The organism is Photorhabdus sp. P32, assembly GCF_038085095.1.
In the GTDB taxonomy this organism is placed as follows: domain Bacteria; phylum Pseudomonadota; class Gammaproteobacteria; order Enterobacterales; family Enterobacteriaceae; genus Photorhabdus; species Photorhabdus luminescens.
Window position 1 is genome coordinate 25671 of the sequence record NZ_JAZGJN010000281.1, and the last position, 22225, is coordinate 47895.

Genomic DNA, 22225 nt, shown 5'->3' on the forward strand with positions numbered 1-22225 from the left:
TGATTGATGCTATGACGCCAAAAGATGCCGCATATTAGCACAATAAAAACTGACAGGCAGCAAATGTCACCACGACATTTACTGCCAAGGAAAGCTAAGCTGCTTGCTGACGACTACGCACCATGTGACGAATCAGAACAAACACCACAGCCAAGATTAACCCAGCGAAAGCACTACCTATTAAGATAAGTAGGCGCTTCGGTGAATCCTTAGCTGTCGGCTCATAAGGAGCTTGCATATACTTGAATGGTTGGAAGTTAACTTTATCTACTTTAAGCGCTTTCAGCTCTTCTATATAGAACAAACGGTTACGTAAGTCAGCATCAATCAAAGTAGGATCTTTTATCTCTTCTGTAATTTGCAACTTACGTTGTAATGCATCAGCCCCCAAAGCAATGGAATAATCTGGGTCATCTTTGATCATTGCTCCTTCACTGGAAATAGGTTTTTTAATTCCTGCCGAATTAGCGATAGATAATGCATGTTTCAATCGTTCAACATTAGCTTCTTGTATGTTATTCACACGGTTTAAATCAATTTTATACAAACCATCAGAATAATTAAGCTTTTGTTTTACCATATCACTTAATTCACTCTTCACCTGTTCATGGACAACAGACGATGCATAGCCAATATAGCCATTTAACAGATTATATGCATCTTCTGCGGTCCCAGCACTGAAAGTCAATTTAGTTTCACCATCTTCATCATCCTTTTCCGCTTTTGAAGAGGATGAAATATTATCATTCACAATCTTTTCAATAAGTTTTCTTTTTGCAAGTGGTGAATCATCACCTGATTCAGCTACCAGATTTTTAAAATATTCTGTACTAACCAGATATTCTTCACGCAAAACCCGTGAATTAAAATTATTTAAAAAACTATTATACAGTGACGACGAAGTTACTGATGGTTGTAAACTTAAAACCTCGAACTTAGTCAGGAGATTTTTAAGTGGCTGTATCTCCTCAAGTTGAGGTTTAACAATAGAAGCTGAACTGCTCCACTTTTGTGGCATCAAAGATGCTGCTGCAAAGCCAATAACAGCAAAAAGAATAGTAACAGCAATAATCAATAACTTTGATTGAAATAAAACAGAGAATAACTCAAACAAATCAATTTCATCATCTTGTTTTGAATTGTAATAATTAAAATATTCTTCACTGAAATTAGTGCCTTTAATCGGTTTATTACTCATTATTTATATCCAAATTCAAATATGCTGTTACTAATTGATATACAAAACATCATCCTACTAGCCTATAGATTAATTCCCATTTACTCTGAAAATAAGCATGGCAGTTCCACTAGGCTGGCATCCGTGTAGCAATATACCTTAAAAAGCCAATGAACCCTAATGATAGATTAATCCTATCACTATTGACTTCTGTTTCTGATAAACCCGTTGACCAATTCTTCAAGTAGTAAGATATGACTAGTATTGTCGTTAAGCGCCGGAATATATTCAAATTTTTCCCCACCAGCATTAAGAAATATCTCTTTATTCAGTTGTTCTATCTCTTCCAGCGTTTCCAGACAATCAGACGAAAAACCAGGGCAAAGTACCTGAATATGTTTTATTCCCTGAGTAGGTAGAGATTTCACCGTTTGATCTACGTATGGCGTCAACCATTGCTCGCGACCAAAACGTGATTGATAAGCCATCATTACCTGCTCTGCCGGATAATTAATCGCTTGCTTTAGCAATCGTGTTGTTAACTTACACTGTTCAGCATAAATATCACCCGTATCAACAAAACGCTGTGGAATGCCATGATAGGAAAGCAATAATCTGTCTGGTTGACCATGCTTATCGAAACTCTGCTCAATAGTTTCTTGCAGTGCAGAAATATAAGCCGGATGATCAGCATAACTACGAATAAAATGAATCCCAGGAATAGTGCGGTATTTTTGTAATACCCGACTGATACCATCGAATACAGCCGCAGATGAGGAGCTGGAATATTGGGGATAAAGCGGTAAAACAATCAATTGTTCAACATTTTGCTTAAGTAAGTTGTCAATCGCTTGCTCAAGAGATGGAGAGCCGTAATTCATTCCCAACTCAACAGGGATGTCAGCAAGTTTTTCTGCCAGTAATTTCTGTTGCCGGCGGCCATATACTAACAGAGGAGAACCTTCATCAGTCCAAATTTTCTGATATAACTTTGCTACACGTGAAGAACGTAAAGGCAAAACAAAACCATATAATATTGGCTTCCAGATAAATCGAGATAAATCTACGACTCTTTTATCGCTCAAAAACTCAGCTAAATAACGTCTTACAGCCGCAGTTGTCGGCTTATCAGAAGTACCAAGATTAACTAATAAAACACCATATTTACCGTTGTTCATTATGTCGATCCTTAATTGTTTCGCTGGTGAAAACCCTAGCATAATAAAGTACAGATGAAAATCATGTTTATATACGAAAACAATGAGGAAAAACCGACTAATTTACCTGATACAGTAAATAAATAATATAAGATAAGGCGACTTATTAGTCGCCCTCCAAGAATCATTCAGGTTGATTAATCCAAAATTTTAGATAATTCTTCACTAATCTCAGATACCTTACGAGTACCATCAATTCTAAAATATTTGGTGTAATCTGCCTCTGCTTCTTTTTGATAGTAGGATACTAAAGGTGCTGTTTGTTGATGGTATTCAACTAAACGCTTACGCACGATATCTTCGTGATCGTCTTTACGAACGGTCAACTCTTCACCCGTAACATCATCCTTGTTCTCCACTGCCGGCGGATTGAATTTGATGTGATAAACACGGCCAGATGGCGCATGTATACGGCGCCCAATGATACGTTCAATAATCAGTCCATCGGGAACATCGAACTCCAGGACATAATCAACGTTAATCCCCGCTTCTTTCATTGCATCAGCCTGGGGAATAGTACGGGGGAACCCATCCAACAAGAAACCATTGCGGCAGTCATCTTGTTTGATGCGCTCTTTGACCAAAGCAATAACCAGTTCATCAGTAACCAGCTTACCATGATCCATCAGCGCTTTCGCTTTTAAACCCAATTCTGTGCCAGCCTTAACCGCAGTACGCAACATATCGCCAGTAGAAATTTGAGGGATCTCATATTTCTCCACGATAAATTGCGCCTGAGTCCCTTTACCGGCGCCCGGAGCGCCCAGCAGAATAATACGCATTGCGTAAATCCCCTTGCTAGTTAGTTTTTATATTTTAAGAAAACGAATCACCATACCATCTAGCATGGGGTTTGCTCAAGGAAACAGGTAAACGATTTCGTGATATTTTTCTGTAAAAAATAAACCACGCCTCATCTTATTATTAGAGGCGTGGTATCAAGAAGTATATACCCGTTATCTTTCAAGTTGCCTCTTTGTTGGCTGCACTCACTCACCCCGGTCACATAGTTCGCTATGCTCCCGGGGATTCGCTCCCTTGCCGTCGCGATGCATCTTGAAATCCATTGGGTATAGTTAAATCAAGCTTTTTCAGACAATAGCAACTGATTCATACGGCGAATAAACTGATTTGGATCTTCCAATGTGCCGCGCTCAGCAAACAATGCCTGATCAAGCAACAGTTCAATCCAATCCGCAAATTGAGATTCATCACTGATATCAGCAGCCAGTTTTACCAACTGGTGATCAGGATTCAGTTCAAAATTGTATTTAACATCCGGTACCTGTTGACCAGCCGCAGCAAACAATTTCGCCATCTGCGTACTCATTTCATCCGCATTTGTTGTCACAATTGCTGGAGTATCCGTCAGACGGTGAGTCAATTTAACCTCTTTTACGCGATCGCCAAGCAATGTTTTCACACGCTCAACAAACGGCTCCAACTGCTTTTCAATTTCTTCCTGCTCGGCTTTGTTTTCATCTGCCAATTTATCCAGGGATTCATCGGCCTTACTGACTGACTGGAATTTTTTACCGCCAAAATCAGTGAGGTATCCCATCATCCATTCATCAATGCGCTCTGACAGCAACAGAACCTCAATACCTTTCTTACGGAACAGCTCCAGATGAGGACTGTTTTTCGCCGCAGCATAGCTGTCTGCGGTGATGTAGTAGATCTTATCCTGACCTTCGGTCATCCTACTCACATACTCTTCCAAAGAAACTGTCTGTGCCGAGTCGTCATTATGAGTAGAAGCAAAACGTAGCAATTTAGCAATAGCTTCTTTGTTAGTACTATCCTCTGCCGGACCTTCTTTCATTACCAGACCAAACTGTTGCCAGAATTGCTGGTACTTTTCTGCATCATCTTTCGCTAGTTTATCCAGCATCTGTAATGCACGTTTGGTCAATGCATTACGTAAATTACGGGTAATAGAGTTATCTTGTAAAATTTCACGGGAAACATTCAGCGGCAAGTCGTTGGAATCAATCAAGCCACGGACGAAGCGTAAATAGTTCGGCATAAACTGTTCCGCATCATCCATAATAAACACACGCTGAACATACAATTTCAGCCCATGCTTATGCTCACGGTTCCACATATCCCACGGAGCCTGAGATGGAATATAGAGCATGCTGGTATATTCCTGCTTACCTTCTACGCGGTTATGGCTCCAGATCAGCGGATCAGAAAAATCATGGGAAATATGTTTGTAAAACTCTTTATACTCTTCATCTGTAATTTCAGATTTACCACGAGTCCACAAAGCTTGAGCTTTATTAATCTTCTCCCAAGTTACTGTATCCTCTTCACCCTCTTCTTCGCTCTTATTTTTGGTTTCAATTTCAACCGGCAAAGCAATATGGTCAGAGTATTTACTGATAACAGAACGCAAACGCCAGTCATTCAGGAATTCATCTTCTCCTTCACGTAAATGAAGGGTGATCTCTGTACCGCGCGTCTCTTTTTCAATATCAGCAACCGTGTAATCGCCTTCTCCAGCAGATTCCCAAAATACGCCCTGATCAATTGAAGCGCCGGCAGCACGAGTACGTACAGTGACTTTATCAGACACAATAAATGCAGAGTAAAACCCAACACCAAACTGACCAATTAACTGGCTGTCTTTAGCCTGATCTGAACCAATAGATTCCAGAAAAGCTTTTGTTCCTGATTTAGCAATTGTTCCAAGATTATCAATAACTTCATCACGAGTCATACCAATGCCATTATCACTAATGGTAATGCTTCTCTTTTCTTTATCAAAAGAAAGGCGAACGCGTAGTTCACCATCATTTTCATAAAGTTTTGGAGCAGATAATGCGCGGAAACGTAATTTGTCAGCAGCATCGGAAGCGTTTGAGATTAGCTCACGAAGGAAAATCTCTTTATTGGAATAGAGTGAATGGATCATTAATTGCAGAAGTTGTTTTACTTCAGACTGAAATCCACGGGTTTCCTGACCTTTCATACTCATTTATTACCTCAATCTAAATCCAGTTCAGATAGACAAAATCAGACGATGATATGCAAATGGGGATAAATAAGTTGAATTTCAAGTTTGATTATCCAAAAGAATATGAAGTAATTTTGATCATAGCAAAATGCACTAAAAGGCATGCGCCACATATAATGTAGCGCCTCAAAACCTTTGCGATTTGCTCTAACCAAGCTATAACACTATTCAGTTACAACATTACTCAGCTACAACACTATTCAAGCACATGTTCAATCACAACTCGATAAAACTGTAAAGCATTAACAGAAAATCAATAAGTAATCTTCTGCCGCCCAGCAATTGAATGAGACAATGTTGTACCGTCTACCATTTCAAGTTCACCACCAACGGGTACACCATGAGCAATACGACTTGCTGTTACACCATATTGACCACATATCTCTGCGATATAATTGGCAGTAGCCTCTCCCTCCACTGTCGGATTAGTCGCCAGAATCACCTCTGAAATCTCTTCAGTGGCAAGACGATCCTCAAGACGATCTAAACCAATATCCATTGGACCAATGCCATCTAATGGGGATAAATGCCCCATCAATACAAAGTAACGACCGGCAAACTGCCCGGTTTGTTCAATAGCATGAATATCCGCAGGGCTTTCAACCACACAGATTTGACCATTTTGTTGACGGCGTGGATTAGCGCAAATCGTGCACTGTTCCTGTTCGGTAAAAGTCCGACAATATTTGCAGTGTCCAATTTCTGACATCGCTCTTGTCAATGCCTGAGCCAAACGCATTCCACCACTGCGATCACGCTGTAGCAGATGAAAAGCCATCCGCTGTGCAGATTTAGGGCCAACCCCTGGTAAACAGCGTAATGCTTCCATTAAGGATTCAAGGAGAGGACTGGTTTGCATCAGAATGGCATCTTAAAGCCTGGCGGCAATTGCATCCCACTGGAAATGCCGGCCATTTTCTCTTTCTGAGTCTCTTCAATACGACGGGCTGCGTCATTGAATGCAGCTGCAATCAGGTCTTCCAGCATCTCTTTGTCATCTTCCATCAGGCTTGGATCGATATCGACACGACGGCAATTATGAGCGCCATTGATAGTCACTTTAACCAGACCTGCGCCCGATTCACCCGTCACTTCCAGATTGGCGATCTCTTCTTGCATTTTCTGCATCTTGTCCTGCATTTGCTGGGCCTGTTTCATCAAATTGCCCAAACCACCTTTACCAAACATAGATTTCTCTCTTCGCTATGGCTACATCGTACAACAAGGTACAGATTGCAGCATGGTTAAACCGGTCGGATACTCTCTTCATCCAATTCAGCATCAAATACCTGCCGCAATGTTTGAATAGTTTTATCCGCAATAATTGATTGGCGAGCTTGTGCCAATTTCTCTTCATAAATGGCTTGTCGCCACTCCAGCGGAGTTTTCTCCGCAGGATTATCATCTTCAATAATGCTGAATTCAACCGTTGCGCCGTACAACTCGCTCAAAGCCCCCGCTAATGACTTTTGTGCGAAAGCGGAATTAAGGTGACGCTGGCTCGAACGTAGATGCAAACGGATATTATTTGCACTAATCTGCTCTTTGAACGCATTTAATGCCAATTGCTGCACCAGTTTAGGAATTTTAAGTTTACCAACTTCTTCAGCCCATGCATCTCTCTGTTTAGATTCTTCCGCTAATTTCTCTGCCAGCTCTGGTGTTTTTTCATGTTCCAAAGCTGTTCTTAAAGCCTTTGGCGTAGCCACATGAGTTTCTGCTTTCTCCTCAATATTCTTGGCGCGCCAACGGTAAGCTTCCTTTTTCTCAGGTTTGTTTTCCTGTTTTTTATCTATTGATGACTGAGATCGCTGTCCTGACACTGCGGCAAGCCGCTCCAAGGCTGAAGTTGCTGACTTCATCTTAACAGGCGTTGCCGATTCAGGCTTTTTTGTCGGCGTTTGCTCTTGCTGTCGGGATAACATATTCCTTGCTTTCAGCAACTGCGCGGTTGGGCTTGATGCAAGCGCCTGAGGTATCTGAGGCTCCGACTGAGAAATTCTATCCAATTGTGCCGGTTCATTAATATAATTAGCCGGTGGCGCATCCCCCTGATCACTCTGTTTTGGCTGTGTTGTAACTTGTGTTGTAACTGATGGTATAACCGCAGGATTTACCACCGGTGCAGCAACCTCTTCAATAACTGTTTTTGGATGAAATGCCAAAGCTCTGAACAGAGCCATTTCAACACCCATCCTGCGCTCCGGCGCATACGGCAAATCCCTACGACCAATCAGCAAAGTTTGATAATAAAGTTGCAAATCTTCAGGTGAAATAGCTTTTGCCAATATCCGCAAACGGCCTTCAATTGATGAAGAAGCGCTCTCTGGTTGAGAAGGTAACAATTGAAGCATTGCAATACGATGTAGCAATGAAAGAATCTCTACCAATAACTCTTCCCAGTCAGCCCCCCGCGAAGCGACTTGTTCTACCAATGCCATAACCTGCTGACCGTCAGCTCGAATCAATGCTTCAATAATTGATAACGGTTGTTCATCATCTAACGTTCCTAGCATCAAGCTAACTATTTCAGCAGTCACCTTACCTTGGCCGATAGCAATAGCTTGATCCGTCAGACTCAAAGCATCGCGCATACTGCCATCGGCAGCACGAGCCAATAACTGGCGAGCGCGGTTGTCGCTCTCTATATGCTCAACTTTAAGAATACGCTCAAGCTGACCACTTATCTGATCAATATCCAGCGATTTGAGATGAAACTGCAAGCAACGGGAAAGTATGGTCACTGGCAATTTTTGCGGATCAGTCGTTGCCAGTAGAAATTTCACATGCTCAGGCGGCTCTTCCAACGTTTTTAATAATGCATTGAAACTGTGGCGGGACAACATATGCACTTCATCAATCAGGTAGACTTTAAAACGCCCACGAGCCGGAGCATATTGCACGTTATCTAGCAATTCGCGCGTATCTTCAACTTTAGTACGGGAAGCCGCATCAATTTCAATTAAATCGACAAATCGCCCCTGTTCAATTTCAAGGCAATTAACACATTTACCACAAGGCTTATCAGTAATACCTATTTCACAATTTAGCCCCTTGGCAAACAAACGGGCGATCGTTGTTTTCCCGACACCTCTCGTGCCAGAAAATAAATAGGCGTGATGAAGCCGGCCGTGGGCAAGACCATTAGCTAACGCAGTCAAGACATATTCCTGACCAATTACATCAGAAAATATTTGTGGACGCCACTTACGGGCAAGTACCTGATAGCTCATTGATACCGGGAAAATCGAATACAGTTGGCTACCATGCTAACACAGCCTCACTACAGACAGCGAGGCCGTTATGTTAGTAATACGAAAATAAGCAGATTAATGATCTGGGAATTCAAGTAGAGTAAAACTACTTATACCTTGTCTTTGCAGGCGCTCAGCACCGCCTAAACCAAGCAAACCAATAATAAAGGCTGCTTCAGAAACCTCACCGCCTAAGCGACGGATTAAACGGACAGTGGCTTCAACCGTTCCTCCCGTTGCCAGCAAATCATCAATAACCAACACCTTATCGTTTTCTTTTACGCTATCCTTATGCATTTCCAACGTATCAGTGCCATACTCTAGATCGTATGTCTCACTCAATGTTTCTCGAGGTAGTTTGCCCGCTTTACGAACAGGAACAAAACCAACACCAAGACGTAACGCAACCGGGGCGCCAAACAGAAAACCGCGAGCTTCGGTGCCAACGATTTTTGTAATGCCTTTGTCCTGATATCGCTCTACCAGAAGATCAATTGTTATTTGGTAGGCAAGAGGGTTATCCAATAAAGAGGTAATATCACGAAAAAGAATTCCTGGTTTCGGATAATCAGGAACCGTTTCAATGCTGTCTTTAATAAATTGCAGTTGCTGCGCGTTTGCGGTCATAATCGGCGCCAATGAATAGAACACGGAGGTTCTAAAATCTATGTAAACTGATAGAAAAAAGCAACTGATGAACACGCATCAGCCTACTTTTTGTTGTTCCAGATTAATTCTGCTTCGCAAGACATAACCATTTTAGGGTATAAATGAATACGCAGCCGTTACTAAATTTACTCGAAAAACAGGTCGATATATTGGCGGAAGAGATAGCGCCATTAGCAAACACACCATTCTCTACTGCCCGGTTTGATCAAGCTTTATTTAACCGACACAGCGATAAACTCCGTGGTTATCTACACGAAGTCAGGCACAACATGGAACAACTCAAAGAGTGTGTTCAAGATCACCGAACCGCACAAGTCTCATTTCTGACTGAACGCCTGGTTGCCCAAATAGAGGCATTAAAGCGTGAATTGTCCACCCAGTCATTGAGAAAAAAAGAGAGCCGATTTGAACATAAACAACAAGCGACTGATCTGTATCACAAACTGGCTGAACATCAGGATTATGAACGCCGTCTGCTCGCAATGATCAATGATAGAGAGCTAAAATTGAATCAACAAACTACACTTAGTCATCAACAAAAAATACAGAAAGAAATCGCGGCATTAGCCGGAAGATTAGCACGTTGCCGTCAATCTTTGACGCGAATTGAAAAATCAATTGAATACAAAGAGAACATGGACTAACGATTCAAATGAGGAATACTTTATGTCCGTCGAACATGCACCACCTGAAGTTCAACTTGCTGTTGATCTGATCTATTTACTGGAATGCAATGAAATCGCCCCTGAAATTGCACTCGCCGCATTGGAAATAGTCAAACATGACTATCAAGCAAAATTAGCGAAGCAATCACAGTCGAAGAAGGAATATTGAGCGATTTACTTCAACACCTCAATAGATACCCTGATCGATACTATAAAAGATTTACGTTTGTCTTAAGTATGTGATCATACATTCATATCAATATCAGCCTTTGCAAAATTTCAAATGGCTTTGTATCGTCACTCACTCTTTCCACTATTTCGTTTAAGAAACGTTGAAGAATAATCATCCACAGCAATGCGAGTGCAAAGCGGCTCCCATTCACAACCTACACAAGCAGCTCTTATGATCCCACGATTGAAAGCCCACCTCGCCTGTCTTAAATAGGTTTCATCAAGCCTCAGCGTATGACCTACCTCAACTGGCCTGCCCATAAGAGAACCAATTGATTCCAAAGCTTGACTATCCCGGACAATAACACTCTCGCCAAAGCAATGAGGTTTGTCTTCTCCAAGCAAAGGGATGCATATGTCATCCGGTCCTGCCACAATCAGGATATCTTCGTCCCGAATTCGAGGAATAATCCTATTGTAATTTTCAACAAAATCAGAGGAATATCCGTTGCCTGCGTAGGTAAGAATACACAAAAGGTGATGACCTCTCAGAGATATTGTCATTATTGCCCTCCCGAACGTGATCAGATGTTGCATTTTTATACAACCAATGCTATACGATTGATACTGACCATTAATAGATCATTTTTTCTAATATAAAGAAAATCGGCTAGGAATCGACTGTTATGTCGTCACGGTGGGTATCAAACGAGCTTGTCAAATTATCATCAGAAAGCTTGCAGGCAATCATAGATAACAAGATTCCAGCAGCGATGATAGATGGTTTTGCAACTAAAGAAGAAGCAGAACAGCTTTCGTCTGCAATATTGAGCATAAAGGCAAAGCCATATGAATTTGGAAGGCCGGGGTTTTATTTGGGAAATCCACTCGCTCATTACCGCAATCGACCAAAAGAGCAATATTTCGCTCAAGTTAGCGTAGCTGAGCAGACTCTCACCCAAATTACCAATCAAGCTTTTGATCCAGTTGCTCGGTTCATACGATATATCAATCACGATACAAATTTCAGCATTTCGGTCGCAGAAGAACCGGGGTTTGGCTCCTATTTTGCCGGTATCGTCCGGATTATCTCCGGTGGCTCGGATTTACATGTGGACTATGCACCCACTTTTGCGAAAGGAAATTTAATCGTCGGAGATATATCGACTCAGCTTGCCTGGAATCTCTATATTTTATCTCCCTCTCAGGGAGGAGAAACCGTGATCTATAACCAACCATTCAAAAGTACTGCGGTCGATAAAACATACAAACCGTATGACAGTGCTCTATTAGCTGATTGCGAATCTTTCACTTTCCGACCTCAAGTCGGCTCCGTCGTCATTTTTAACACCAGCAACCCTCATATTATCCTGCCTGCAAACAGCAACCGAATTGCCACAGGCTCCTTCATCGGTGTATTAAATGAGAAAAAGTTGATCTTATGGTCGTAATACATCTTTTTAGTAAAACACTTTGGACCTGAATATGAAGAGCGCCTCTTCTTACTCTACTGCTGCTCTGTATGTCGTGACGATCATCACTGGAGGAACATCGTGGTATGCAGCAAAACTACAATTAACTGATGTTTCACCTGTAATATCCTTGATTTACCGTTTTGGATGTGCGTCGGTATTGCTACTTTTGATTGCTGTAATTTCACGGAAAAAACTTACACATACCTGGCGTGAGCACCTCTCTTTTGCCACACTTGGAGCATTCGGATTCGCTGTCACATTTTTGCTGATTTACAAGGCTACAGCCTTGATCACTACCGGTTTAATCGCCCTCATCTACTCTTCAGTCATATTATTCAATTCTATAAACGCAATTCTTTTCCTACGGCAATCGATTTCATGGACAGTGCTAGCAGGCGCTATAGTCGGGCTGACTGGAATAATTTTGGTTTTTAGCCCAGAATTTTTAAATAACGAATGGAATTGGACAGGATTCGGTTACGCAATCGCAGCAACCCTGACATTCTCATTTGCTAACATTTCCGCTGTTCAGTTACAGAGAAAAGGTGTCAATGTTCTGCCAATGACTGGGATTTCTATGGGATATGGCGCCATATTCTTGTTCAGCTATGCCCTTTTGACCAAGCAAACGTTTAATTTTGATCTATCGCCAGCCTATGTAACATCCCTATTCTATTTGATCCTGTTTCCTTCGGTGATTGGGTATACAACTTACTTTGCCGTTGTCGGTCGTTTGGGAGCTGAACGAGGAGCTTATACAATGCTTCTCGTTCCACTCGTAGCTTTGACGATCTCCAGCGTTACAGAGGGCTATCGTCCAACCATTTGGGCCATAATCGGCACAATGATGACACTTAGCGGTAACTATTGGGTAATCACAAGAAAACATCAACCCACGACAAAAACTGACATTTAAGAACGCGGTTCAAGAGTGGGATAAGCCCGACGAACCATTTTCGCAATCAAAATAACCAGTACAATTTTGATAATATCTCCGGGTATGAATCCAATCGAACCTATGGTTGCTTGCCAAATACTGATATTGGCAAATGCGGCAATCCACGGGATACCGATCACATAAACAATCATAATTCCACCAAAGACAAGGAATACAGCTTCCTTAAAGGTATTTAGGTTTGCAAGATTTTTCTCATATAAATAGCCGATAACAAAAGCAGCAATCGGCCATGCCAAAATAAAGCCGCCACTTGGACTGAGAAATACACCCAATCCTCCCCTTCCTCCAGACATTACCGGTAATCCAACGGTAACAAGCACGCAAAAGAGCAATAATGCTAATCCACCCCGTTTCGCGCCAATAATGGCGCCAGCAAGCATTGCTCCCATTGACTGCGCCGTTATCGGAACGCCCACAACGGGAAGTGTCAGTGGCGGAAATAAACCCAGCGCTACGGTTAGAGAAGCAAATAGTGCTATATAAACAATATCTTTGGTAGACATTTAATCCCCCTTTTTTTTCGATACAGCCACAACCCCTGCTTCAATTGCCGCCTGATTTATTTCTGCCAAATTCTGGATCATAGGACCTAGCTTCAATAGCAGCGGAAATATCGTCTGCCATTTTGAGCATTCGCACAATAACAGGAACTGCAATTGCAATGATACTCTTATCGAGACCTCTTGCTTTCTGCGCTTCTCGTACTTCTTCTGTAATTGACGCCAGAACAGGGATAAACCGCAAAGTAAGCGATAGAGCCAAGCTTACTTTTCCAGGATTGATGCCAAGATAATACAACCACCCAAGCCCCTTTTCCAATGCGCCGATCATATCAGAAGAGCGCGTAGTGAGAGTAACAAGCGAGGCCAGCAGCAAAAGAGAGGCAAGACGAACCACTACAAGTACACCTGCGGTCCAGTGGTGTAAAAGCAATTGGACTATAAAAATAAGTACGAGTATCCATAGCGCCGGCCGTAACTGCATCCAAGCAGTTTTTAATGAGATTTTGGCTAACAAGTACAAAAGTACGATGCCTGTCAACGCCGCAACAGAAAGATCGATACGAGGAACAAAGAAAAGCAATGTTCCCAGAATGACCAAAGAAATAATTTTAAGCCCAGGGCTAACTCGATGCACAAATGATGAACCAGGATTATATCCAGATAGGTTCATAGCATCATCCTTACATATTCAGGAATAGCAATAGAGGGTATGTCATCAACTACCACACGACCATCATCAAATACCAGAACACGATCAAATCCCGCCAAAAAATCAAGGTCATGAGATACTACAATCACAGTTTGAGATAAGTTATCAATTGCTTCGGCAACACGGCGCTTGTTTCGTAAATCCAGCAAGGTTGTAGGCTCATCGAAAATAATGTAATCGGGCTCCATCACCAGAACACCAGAAATCGCAAGGAGTTGTTTCTGACCACCACTTAAAAGATGGGCAGGATACTCCCTAAATTGAAGTAAATCATATCGGGAAAGCGCCTCTTGCGTTCTTTGTTGAATCGTGTCCTTAGAAAAACCAAGATTTTTCATCCCAAAGGCCAAATCTTCTTCAACGACGGGAAAAACGATCTGATTATCAGGATTCTGAAATACGAAACCCACCTTACGCCGGATCGCTTTACCCTCCGTTCTAGTGTTCAGACCATCCACCAAAACATCACCACTTTTCGGTACCAACAATCCATTAAGAAGACGTGCGAATGTACTTTTGCCACAACCGTTACTACCTATGATGGCAATCCGTTTTTCCTTTAGCTGCAAATTTAATTCTTTCAATATCACTCGCTCGCCATAGGCATGCGTTACATTTCGTATTTCCAACATAGATGGCTATCTCTTAACAACCGTAGTCAGCAATATAACACTGCTCTCACATAGCGCTATGTGTCTACAAAATCCGTAGGGAAAATTCAATCAATGTACTGATATCAGCGTTATCAACCAATTCCAACTTGCTGATATCACGAGCAGCTATTCTACGCTCGCCAAATCTAATCAGTACATTTTACACAGTCAGAATCTTCAACATTTACCTTAGGTTATAGCTTTTTTTGACCTCTTCCCTAACAAAACCGACAATAGTATCTGATATTAGACATATTTTTAGCTCAGCTTCTCAAGCTCATCTGCTATATAACAGCAGATAAACAATAGAGCATAAGATAATGACTTTTTGCCATTAGCCACATTGTTAGCAATTACCAAAATAGAATTTGCCTCTATTATTCTGGTTCTTCATTTTTCAGTGATTTTCATATGCTCACTATATTTAAGCATATCGATAAAACTGTCTACTAACGACTCCGCTTCTTTCTGAATATCAAAACTATCTGGTGCAAATAACCAATTTTCCAATAAGCCCGTTATCAATCCTCTTAACATGATAGCCGCTCGCCGCAGATGAAGATTATAAGGAAGCTGACCTGATGCAATACAACCAGAAAGAGATTCTTCAATACGCACGTAGTCTGCAACACACAGCTCCTGACGGACTTCCACCAAGGCAGACATTTCACCAACAAACTCACATTTGTGGAAAAAAATCTCCATTAATAGCCGGTTTTTCGGATCGTCAACGACCGACGTCAGGATATGGATGATTAAAGTTCTTAAAATCAGGAGTGGATTATTAGGATATTTTGCTTGATACTCTTTTTCTAATTCGTCAATCTTAGAATCTGTTATTCTACAAGCTTCGGAAAACAGGTCTACTTTATTTTTAAAGTGCCAGTAAATTGCCCCTCGGGTTACCCCTGCTGTTGTGGCAATATCTGTCAGTGAAGTAGCAGAGACACCGCGCTCAGAAAACTCTTTTATAGCTGCGTCTATAATCTGTTGCCGGGTCTCCTCAGCTTGTTGTTTAGTTTTTCGTGCCATACACTCTAATTTTAACCTAAAATGGATTTACATACATTCACGTATGTTTGTATTATAGCATGCTGTTATTAATGGAGTAATGGTTTTACGGATTGAAGGGTCAACATCTAAAAATATTGAGGTTTACTTATGCGAATAAACAGGGGAGTTTTGCCTCTGGCTACAGTACTGGTATTCTCAGGCAGCTTAGCTCTTTCAGGATGTAACGACAAAGACTCCCAGCAAGGTGCTGGGAATCAACAGGCTCCTGAAGTCGGTATCGTGACGCTGAAAAATGAACCTCTGATGGTCACGACAGAACTTCCGGGCCGAACGTCAGCCTTCCGCATTGCAGAAGTTCGTCCACAAGTAAGCGGTATAATTCTAAAACGAAACTATAAAGAAGGTAGCGATGTAAAAGCAGGCACATCTTTATATCAGATAGATCCAGCAACTTACCAAGCTGACTATGACAAAGCTAAAGCTGAGTTGGCAAAAGCTCAAGCTAATGCAGAGATCGAGCGCTTAACAGTCAACCGATATAAGTCACTGTTAGGTACAAACTATGTTAGTCAACAGGAATTTGATAAAGCCAGCGCCGACTACGCGCAGACGAATGCTATAGTACAGGCAGCGAAATCGACTGTAGAGACCGCCCGTATCAATTTGGCATATACCAAAGTTACAGCGCCGATTAGTGGTCGTTCCGGCAAATCTACTGTAACTGAAGGCGCTCTAGTTTCTGTTGGTCAACCAACAGCACTGACAACTGTTCAACAACTAGATCCAATTTATGTGGATGTCACTCAGTCAAGTGATGATTATCTGCGTCTTAAAAATGAAATCGCCAAAGGTGTTGTGCAAAAAGGGGACAATAAGGCCAAAGTTCACCTGATCATGGAAAATGGTAAAAATTACAGTGAAACAGGCTACCTGGAATTCTCTGATATCACCGTAGATGAAACAACAGGCTCTATCACTATTCGTGCTATATTCCCTAACCCAAATGAAGAGTTACTGCCAGGCATGTTTGTTCGTGCAAAACTGGAAGAAGGTATTCGCCGGGATTCAATACTCGTTCCTCAACAAGGAGTTACCCGTACACCTCGTGGTGAAGCTACTGTCATGGTGGTTGGCGCAAACGAAAAAGTCGAACCACGCATTATCACCACGAACCAAGCTATCGGTGATAAATGGCTAGTAACTTCCGGTCTGAAAGCAGGTGATCGGGTCATTGTTACTGGTTTGCAAAAAATTAAACCCGGCATACCGGTTAAAGCAGAAGAAGTGGACTTAAATGCAAAATCTGCTGCAAACCAAGCTGAACCTGCGAAAAAGTCTTAATTTAGGAGTCGGTGATTCATGCCTAAGTTTTTTATAGATCGGCCAATCTTTGCATGGGTAATCGCAATTATCACCATGCTGGCTGGGTTGCTGGCAATTATGAAATTACCCGTGGCGCAATATCCTACTATCGCACCACCGGCGATTTCTATCGCCGCCACTTATCCCGGCGCAGATGCCACCACTGTACAAAACACAGTGACTCAGGTTATCGAACAGAACATGAATGGTATCGACAACCTGGTTTATATGTCTTCCGACAGTGATTCTGCTGGGAACATGAATATCACACTAACCTTTGAAGCGGGTACTGATCCCGACATTGCACAGGTACAGGTACAAAACAAGCTGCAACTCGCTATGCCTCTGTTACCACAAGAAGTGCAACAGCAAGGGATACGTGTAGATAAATCCACAGCCTCTTTCCTGATGGTTGCCGGATTTATCTCTGAAGATGGTTCCATGTCGCAGGACGATATCTCTGACTATGTCGGCGCAACCGTCAAGGACCCTTTAAGTCGCGTAACGGGTGTAGGTGATACAATGCTTTTCGGTAACCAGTATGCCATGCGTATCTGGTTAAATCCCGACAAGCTCGTTAACTACAAAATGACGACTCTGGACGTAATAAGTGCAATCAAAGCGCAAAATAACCAAATAGCCGCTGGTCAATTAGGAGGAACCCCCCCCGTTCCAGGTCAACGCTTGAATGCTTCGATCATTGCTCAAACACGTCTAACCTCACCGGAAGAGTTCAGTAATATTCTTCTGCGCGTCAACACTGACGGTTCTCAGGTCCGTCTGAAAGATGTAGCAAACGTGGAACTAGGCGCAGAAAGCTACAACATCATTGCCCGCTATAACGGTAAACCTGCTGCGGGTATCGGTGTCAAACTAGCGACAGGCGCTAACGCTCTGGATACATCCAAAGCAGTAAAAGAAGCGCTAAAAAATATGGAGCCTTTCTTCCCTCACGGGCTGAAAATCGTCTATCCATATGACACCACACCATTCGTTAAAATTTCTATTAACGAGGTGGTAAAAACACTCGTTGAAGCAATTATGCTTGTGTTCGTGGTAATGTACCTATTTCTCCAAAATTTCCGCGCAACACTCATTCCAACCATTGCAGTTCCAGTCGTGCTCTTAGGAACATTTGCAATACTTGCTACATTTGGCTATTCAATAAATACATTAACCATGTTTGCTATGGTTCTTGCCATTGGCTTATTGGTAGACGATGCTATTGTTGTTGTAGAAAACGTTGAACGTGTTATGCAGGAAGAAGGTCTATCGCCAAAAGAAGCAACCAGGAAATCAATGGGACAAATCCAAAGCGCCCTAGTTGGTATTGCAATGGTGCTGTCTGCTGTATTTATCCCAATGGCCTTCTTCGGCGGTTCAACCGGTGCAATTTATCGTCAATTCTCGATTACCATCGTATCTGCAATGGTACTATCTGTGCTGGTAGCCTTAATCCTGACGCCAGCTCTATGTGCCACTATGTTGAAACCTATTGCCAAAGGTAGCCACGGTAAGCAGACCGGCATCTTTGGTTGGTTCAACCGCATATTTGACAAAAGTACCCACCACTATACTGACAGTGTCGGGCGTATTCTACGCAATACAGGCCGTTATCTGGTAATTTACGTATTCCTGGTGGCTGGTATGGCCCTCATGTTCACACGTTTACCATCCTCCTTTCTTCCTGAAGAAGATCAGGGAGTATTACTGACAATGGTTCAATTACCTGCGGGGGCAACACAGGAACAAACAGAGAAAGTTCTGGATAAGGTCAGCGATTACTTCAATACAGAAGAAAAAGATCGTGTGGTTTCTGTATTTACCGTCAGCGGCTTTGGTTTTAGTGGTCAAGGGCAAAACACTGGGTTGGGCTTTATAAGCCTGAAAGACTGGGGTGAACGTTCTGGCGCTGAAAACAAAGTACCTGCTATTGTTGCTAGGGCTAGCGCTCACTTCCAGAAAATCAAAGAAGGCATGGTTTTTGCGTTTAATATCCCGGCAATTGTAGAGTTAGGTTCAGCAACCGGCTTTGATTTTGAATTAATTGATAAAGCAAACCTTGGACATGACAAGCTGACAGAAGCCCGTAACCAATTACTTGGCATGATACAACAGCATCCAGATATGTTAGTAGGTGTTCGTCCTAATGGTCAGGAAGATACCCCTCAATATCGGCTCAGGATCGATCAGGAAAAAGCTGAAGCTCTCGGTGTTTCCATCGCTGATATTAATTCAACACTCAGCACAATGTTTGGTAGTAACTATGTGAACGACTTTATTGATCGCGGTCGTGTCAAAAAAGTTTACGTTCAGTCGGAAGCGCCTTATCGTATGTTGCCAAGTGATATCTACAAACTGTATGTCCGTAACAAACAAGGTGAAATGGTTCCATTCTCTGCCTTTATAGATGCATCCAAAGAACCCTGGACCTACGGTTCGCCACGCTTGGAACGCTACAACGGTTTGCCATCAATGGAAATTCTGGGTGAAGCAGCTCCAGGTAAAAGTACCGGCGATGCAATGGCCCTGATGGAAGAACTGGCATCTAAACTACCAAATGGGATCGGTTTCGACTGGACAGGTATGTCCTATCAGGAACGCTTATCCGGTAATCAGGCCCCAGCTCTGTATGCATTATCATTGATAGTGGTATTTCTATGTCTGGCAGCACTGTATGAAAGCTGGTCAATTCCATTCTCAGTTATGTTAGTAGTACCACTAGGTATCGTTGGAGCCTTGTTAGCAACAACATTCCGCGGTTTAGATAACGATGTTTACTTTAAAGTTGGCTTGTTAACCACTATCGGTTTGTCGGCGAAAAACGCGATACTCATCGTTGAATTCGCCAAGGATCTGATGGAAAAAGAAGGCAAGGGATTGATAGAAGCTACGCTAGATGCGGTCAGAATGCGTCTTCGCCCAATCCTAATGACATCACTAGCATTTATGTTAGGTGTTATCCCCCTAGTACTAAGTAATGGCGCAGGCTCCGGCTCTCAAAACGCAGTGGGTACTGGGGTATTAGGCGGAATGATTGCAGCAACCTCACTAGCAATCTTTTTCGTACCAGTATTCTTTGTAGTTATAAGACGACGTTTCAGTAAGAAAGCGGAGGAGATTGAACCCGCGTCAGAATCTCATTAAATACTACCAACAATAACCAGGAGGCCGTCAAATCGGCCTTCTTAAATATAATAGTTGCTTCTACCTGGCAAGATTCTGATCATTAATCTATCCACTTAATCTTTAAGTAGTTTTGTTTAAATTTAATTATAATCACCACTTATGAGTATAAAATAGCTTTAAAAATCCAAGCATTAGTGACTTTAATAAAATTAATATGAAAGTTGTCAGACAAAAATTACTTTATCTTTTTTTACACTAAATGACAAAAAACAATACCAGCACATAGTGACTTATGTAATAATGATGTTATATTCATTGATTATTGTAGCCATCAGGCTATAATCTGCCGTTACCGGTATCTGAGGCTAATACTGTTTTATATAAACCTACATATTAACTCACACATACTAGCCGATATTTATAGTTTATTGAGTTAAGGTATGAATTTTTGTTAAGAGCTGATCCTGATTTACTAGAAGCAAATCAGAGCCATCTGTAAAAAAGATAAATAATCCCAAAGAACGATTATAGATACATAATAATAATCTCTCGAAAAAAATTTTATAATACGTGTATATGCCTAATGTTTAACTCAAAAAATTAAGTAATGGCGTATACAGGAAGATCAACATAGCATGGATGAATATTCACTCAAGATGACATAATATTGATGAATTAAAATGCTTATGTGAGAATCTAAGGCAAGAAGCACTTCTGGTGCAAAGTACACAGAGATGAGACTGGTTATGAAAATAATTTTTACATCTCAGGATAATTTAACGCTAAACAAATAGATTGAATACATATCAACTTTCGTTTGGTACTTTAAAATAAAGTATTCTGATGATTTAAGCCTTCTCTCTTGAATTGATAAATGTATTGATAATACATATACTTAGATGTTGTTTGGAAACAAATTAAGATTAACGTTTCCAAACCTGTGGAATAGTAAAAAACTAATGAACGCTCAACCAGCGTCCTGTTACAGGATTTAAATTGCTCTTTGAGCAAAATTTGATTGAATATTTCCCTCAATAATTTTTTATATATGTTAAATAAGAAAGGCGATTATGACTAAAACTGATTATCTGATGCGTTTAAGAAAATGCACCACGATTGATACACTAGAACGTGTGATTGAGAAGAACAAATATGAACTTTCAGGAGATGAACTTGAACTATTCTACTCTGCTGCGGATCACCGCCTAGCTGAGCTGACCATGAATAAACTGTATGATAGAATTCCACCTTCAGTATGGAAATACGTTCGCTAAAATAGTCTTTATCAGATAGAAAGTGATCCGAGCCGGTAAAGTGCTATCGGCTTATTTAGATCATCGATTTATTTAGGTTATCAATGAAATTGGCGAGGGCTCTGCCAGCGACATCCCGGCACACACATCCCCTGCTATGGCTGCTTCCTTCCGGACCTGACCAAGTTAACAAGTTAGCGTTGCGGAAGAACCAACAGAGCCCCCATTGCGACGTATTGCTTTAACTTCAAAGCGACGCCATTATCATTCATACCTACTCAAATAGCAAGATAAGCAGGCCCGAATGCTGATTTATTGCACATTGCAAGTCAATACAACCAAGAAAGTGTATTATCTAACGGCTTTCAACGTAATTTCGATATCTTTAGTCTTCCCATTATTAATCACTTCATATGCTGTATCTGTCACAAACATCAAGCGACTATGCAACGAAACAGAAGCACTGACAACAATACGCGCACCCGGCTTAATTTTATCTGGTTGATAAGGCAAAACAAAATGGAAAGGTGATTGTTTCCCACCTAAACGCTCTACCTTCTGAGACAGAGTAACTGAAGGCGCATCAAGCAAAGATACATCAGATAAAGCCACTGTCAGAACAGCATCTGCTGGCAATGCCATACGCTGTAGTATATTAATATTGCCTTCAACAAAAGAGCGTTTCATTGGATTTTCAATCTTTTCCACCTGAGTATCTACTGCCTCAGCACCTTTAGCATTACACCCGACCAAAGCAACCGCTAGTAATACGCCAGCGGGAAGCTGCCATAACTTCATACACATACCTCCATTATTAACTAATCTATATAAATATTAAAATAAATTGAAATATCAAATCATTAAATCTAAATCATTTGAATTATAGATTAAAAAATTGAATATAAAACGACAATAAATCTCATATTCTTTATTGCCCTACTGTCAGGACTTAAAACATTTACAATTTAGTTATTTATTAATCATCTATTAATGAGAC

Annotated in this window: 21 protein-coding genes and 1 other RNA gene; 7 read left to right on the forward strand and 15 right to left on the reverse strand. The window is 41.5% G+C overall.

Features of this window, described 5'->3' with window-relative positions; genetic code table 11:
• Positions 1 to 94: 94 nt before the first annotated feature.
• The 8 genes from wzz(fepE) to apt form a co-directional block, all read right to left on the reverse strand.
• Entirely contained in the window at positions 95 to 1198 is a 1104-nt protein-coding gene (wzz(fepE), locus tag V2H77_RS16530) for an LPS O-antigen length regulator Wzz(fepE) (protein ID WP_341499680.1), read from the reverse strand.
• 179 nt (positions 1199 to 1377) lie between these two features.
• The gene (hemH, locus tag V2H77_RS16535) at positions 1378 to 2355 is read right to left on the reverse strand and encodes a ferrochelatase (RefSeq protein WP_341499681.1); all 978 of its coding nucleotides are present in this window, start codon (positions 2353 to 2355) and stop codon (positions 1378 to 1380) included.
• 176 nt (positions 2356 to 2531) lie between these two features.
• Positions 2532 to 3176 carry an adenylate kinase gene (gene adk, locus V2H77_RS16540; protein ID WP_265378752.1) on the reverse strand — a complete coding sequence of 215 codons (645 nt, stop codon included), beginning with the start codon at positions 3174 to 3176 and terminating at the stop codon, positions 2532 to 2534.
• A gap of 299 nt (positions 3177 to 3475) precedes the next feature.
• Positions 3476 to 5368 carry a molecular chaperone HtpG gene (gene htpG / locus V2H77_RS16545; protein WP_341499716.1) on the reverse strand — a complete coding sequence of 631 codons (1893 nt, stop codon included), beginning with the start codon at positions 5366 to 5368 and terminating at the stop codon, positions 3476 to 3478.
• Positions 5369 to 5666: 298 nt separating this feature from the next.
• On the reverse strand, positions 5667 to 6272 hold the full coding sequence (gene recR / locus V2H77_RS16550) for a recombination mediator RecR (protein WP_341499682.1): 606 nt from the start codon (positions 6270 to 6272) through the stop codon (positions 5667 to 5669).
• Positions 6272 to 6601 carry a YbaB/EbfC family nucleoid-associated protein gene (locus V2H77_RS16555; RefSeq protein WP_265378751.1) on the reverse strand — a complete coding sequence of 110 codons (330 nt, stop codon included), beginning with the start codon at positions 6599 to 6601 and terminating at the stop codon, positions 6272 to 6274. The genes recR and V2H77_RS16555 overlap by 1 nt, the downstream gene beginning before the upstream one ends.
• Before the next feature lie 56 nt (positions 6602 to 6657).
• Positions 6658 to 8646: a DNA polymerase III subunit gamma/tau gene (gene dnaX, locus V2H77_RS16560; RefSeq protein WP_341499683.1), complete on the reverse strand. Its 1989-nt coding sequence runs from the start codon at positions 8644 to 8646 to the stop codon at positions 6658 to 6660.
• Between the two features lie 96 nt (positions 8647 to 8742).
• Entirely contained in the window at positions 8743 to 9294 is a 552-nt protein-coding gene (gene apt / locus V2H77_RS16565; protein WP_341499684.1) for an adenine phosphoribosyltransferase, read from the reverse strand.
• 143 nt (positions 9295 to 9437) lie between these two features.
• On the opposite strand from apt, the gene priC reads away from it, so the two are divergent.
• Together priC and rsmS are read left to right on the forward strand one after the other, a co-directional pair.
• A complete protein-coding gene (gene priC / locus V2H77_RS16570) occupies positions 9438 to 9980 on the forward strand; it encodes a primosomal replication protein (protein WP_341499685.1) in 543 nt (180 codons plus the stop codon).
• 22 nt (positions 9981 to 10002) lie between these two features.
• A complete protein-coding gene (gene rsmS / locus V2H77_RS16575) occupies positions 10003 to 10170 on the forward strand; it encodes a pleiotropic regulatory protein RsmS (protein WP_341499686.1) in 168 nt (55 codons plus the stop codon).
• 128 nt (positions 10171 to 10298) lie between these two features.
• Here the strand turns inward: rsmS and V2H77_RS16580 are convergent, their stop codons facing one another.
• A complete protein-coding gene (locus V2H77_RS16580) occupies positions 10299 to 10736 on the reverse strand; it encodes a DUF1284 domain-containing protein (RefSeq protein WP_341499687.1) in 438 nt (145 codons plus the stop codon).
• 122 nt (positions 10737 to 10858) lie between these two features.
• On the opposite strand from V2H77_RS16580, the gene V2H77_RS16585 reads away from it, so the two are divergent.
• Entirely contained in the window at positions 10859 to 11623 is a 765-nt protein-coding gene (locus tag V2H77_RS16585) for a 2OG-Fe(II)-dependent halogenase WelO5 family protein (RefSeq protein WP_341499688.1), read from the forward strand.
• Positions 11624 to 11657: 34 nt separating this feature from the next.
• Complete coding sequence (locus tag V2H77_RS16590) at positions 11658 to 12563, forward strand: DMT family transporter (protein ID WP_341499689.1); 906 nt, start codon at positions 11658 to 11660, stop codon at positions 12561 to 12563.
• On the opposite strand, the gene V2H77_RS16595 is transcribed toward V2H77_RS16590, so the two are convergent.
• From V2H77_RS16595 to acrR, 4 genes are all read right to left on the reverse strand, one after another.
• On the reverse strand, positions 12560 to 13108 hold the full coding sequence (locus V2H77_RS16595; RefSeq protein ID WP_341499690.1) for a biotin transporter BioY: 549 nt from the start codon (positions 13106 to 13108) through the stop codon (positions 12560 to 12562). The genes V2H77_RS16590 and V2H77_RS16595 overlap by 4 nt on opposite strands.
• A gap of 40 nt (positions 13109 to 13148) precedes the next feature.
• The gene (locus V2H77_RS16600; protein ID WP_341499691.1) at positions 13149 to 13778 is read right to left on the reverse strand and encodes an energy-coupling factor transporter transmembrane component T family protein; all 630 of its coding nucleotides are present in this window, start codon (positions 13776 to 13778) and stop codon (positions 13149 to 13151) included.
• Positions 13775 to 14449 carry an energy-coupling factor ABC transporter ATP-binding protein gene (locus tag V2H77_RS16605; RefSeq protein WP_088375052.1) on the reverse strand — a complete coding sequence of 225 codons (675 nt, stop codon included), beginning with the start codon at positions 14447 to 14449 and terminating at the stop codon, positions 13775 to 13777. The genes V2H77_RS16600 and V2H77_RS16605 overlap by 4 nt, the downstream gene beginning before the upstream one ends.
• Before the next feature lie 411 nt (positions 14450 to 14860).
• On the reverse strand, positions 14861 to 15502 hold the full coding sequence (gene acrR, locus V2H77_RS16610; protein WP_065389297.1) for a multidrug efflux transporter transcriptional repressor AcrR: 642 nt from the start codon (positions 15500 to 15502) through the stop codon (positions 14861 to 14863).
• Between the two features lie 129 nt (positions 15503 to 15631).
• On the opposite strand from acrR, the gene V2H77_RS16615 reads away from it, so the two are divergent.
• The 3 genes from V2H77_RS16615 to V2H77_RS16625 all read left to right on the forward strand — a co-directional run bounded on the left by V2H77_RS16615 (position 15632) and on the right by V2H77_RS16625 (position 21249).
• Entirely contained in the window at positions 15632 to 16825 is a 1194-nt protein-coding gene (locus V2H77_RS16615; RefSeq protein ID WP_341499692.1) for an efflux RND transporter periplasmic adaptor subunit, read from the forward strand.
• An 18-nt stretch (positions 16826 to 16843) separates the two neighbouring features.
• Positions 16844 to 19993 (forward strand): efflux RND transporter permease subunit, encoded by a 3150-nt coding sequence (locus tag V2H77_RS16620; protein ID WP_341499693.1) that lies wholly within the window; start codon positions 16844 to 16846, stop codon positions 19991 to 19993.
• 1052 nt (positions 19994 to 21045) lie between these two features.
• Positions 21046 to 21249: an HHA domain-containing protein gene (locus V2H77_RS16625; protein ID WP_011147992.1), complete on the forward strand. Its 204-nt coding sequence runs from the start codon at positions 21046 to 21048 to the stop codon at positions 21247 to 21249.
• A gap of 99 nt (positions 21250 to 21348) precedes the next feature.
• Here the strand turns inward: V2H77_RS16625 and ffs are convergent.
• Both ffs and V2H77_RS16635 read right to left on the reverse strand, forming a co-directional pair.
• Positions 21349 to 21445, reverse strand: an RNA gene (gene ffs / locus V2H77_RS16630) — signal recognition particle sRNA small type.
• Positions 21446 to 21579: 134 nt separating this feature from the next.
• On the reverse strand, positions 21580 to 22026 hold the full coding sequence (locus V2H77_RS16635) for a YbaY family lipoprotein (RefSeq protein ID WP_341499694.1): 447 nt from the start codon (positions 22024 to 22026) through the stop codon (positions 21580 to 21582).
• Between the last annotated feature and the right edge of the window lie 199 nt (positions 22027 to 22225).

Bases quoted from the DNA above. Each gene is read 5' to 3' on its own strand.
- V2H77_RS16555 (WP_265378751.1), bottom strand. From the start codon at position 6,601: ATGTTTGGTAAAGGTGGTTTGGGCAATTTGATGAAACAGGCCCAGCAA.
- recR (WP_341499682.1), bottom strand. From the start codon at position 6,272: ATGCAAACCAGTCCTCTCCTTGAATCCTTAATGGAAGCATTACGCTGT.
- V2H77_RS16620 (WP_341499693.1), top strand. From the start codon at position 16,844: ATGCCTAAGTTTTTTATAGATCGGCCAATCTTTGCATGGGTAATCGCA.
- V2H77_RS16595 (WP_341499690.1), bottom strand. From the start codon at position 13,108: ATGTCTACCAAAGATATTGTTTATATAGCACTATTTGCTTCTCTAACC.
- adk (WP_265378752.1), bottom strand. From the start codon at position 3,176: ATGCGTATTATTCTGCTGGGCGCTCCGGGCGCCGGTAAAGGGACTCAG.
- V2H77_RS16600 (WP_341499691.1), bottom strand. From the start codon at position 13,778: ATGAACCTATCTGGATATAATCCTGGTTCATCATTTGTGCATCGAGTT.
- apt (WP_341499684.1), bottom strand. From the start codon at position 9,294: ATGACCGCAAACGCGCAGCAACTGCAATTTATTAAAGACAGCATTGAA.
- htpG (WP_341499716.1), bottom strand. From the start codon at position 5,368: ATGAAAGGTCAGGAAACCCGTGGATTTCAGTCTGAAGTAAAACAACTT.
- V2H77_RS16635 (WP_341499694.1), bottom strand. From the start codon at position 22,026: ATGAAGTTATGGCAGCTTCCCGCTGGCGTATTACTAGCGGTTGCTTTG.
- rsmS (WP_341499686.1), top strand. From the start codon at position 10,003: ATGTCCGTCGAACATGCACCACCTGAAGTTCAACTTGCTGTTGATCTG.
- V2H77_RS16605 (WP_088375052.1), bottom strand. From the start codon at position 14,449: ATGTTGGAAATACGAAATGTAACGCATGCCTATGGCGAGCGAGTGATA.
- V2H77_RS16615 (WP_341499692.1), top strand. From the start codon at position 15,632: ATGCGAATAAACAGGGGAGTTTTGCCTCTGGCTACAGTACTGGTATTC.
- hemH (WP_341499681.1), bottom strand. From the start codon at position 2,355: ATGAACAACGGTAAATATGGTGTTTTATTAGTTAATCTTGGTACTTCT.
- acrR (WP_065389297.1), bottom strand. From the start codon at position 15,502: ATGGCACGAAAAACTAAACAACAAGCTGAGGAGACCCGGCAACAGATT.
- V2H77_RS16590 (WP_341499689.1), top strand. From the start codon at position 11,658: ATGAAGAGCGCCTCTTCTTACTCTACTGCTGCTCTGTATGTCGTGACG.
- V2H77_RS16585 (WP_341499688.1), top strand. From the start codon at position 10,859: ATGTCGTCACGGTGGGTATCAAACGAGCTTGTCAAATTATCATCAGAA.
- priC (WP_341499685.1), top strand. From the start codon at position 9,438: ATGAATACGCAGCCGTTACTAAATTTACTCGAAAAACAGGTCGATATA.
- V2H77_RS16625 (WP_011147992.1), top strand. From the start codon at position 21,046: ATGACTAAAACTGATTATCTGATGCGTTTAAGAAAATGCACCACGATT.
- dnaX (WP_341499683.1), bottom strand. From the start codon at position 8,646: ATGAGCTATCAGGTACTTGCCCGTAAGTGGCGTCCACAAATATTTTCT.
- V2H77_RS16580 (WP_341499687.1), bottom strand. From the start codon at position 10,736: ATGACAATATCTCTGAGAGGTCATCACCTTTTGTGTATTCTTACCTAC.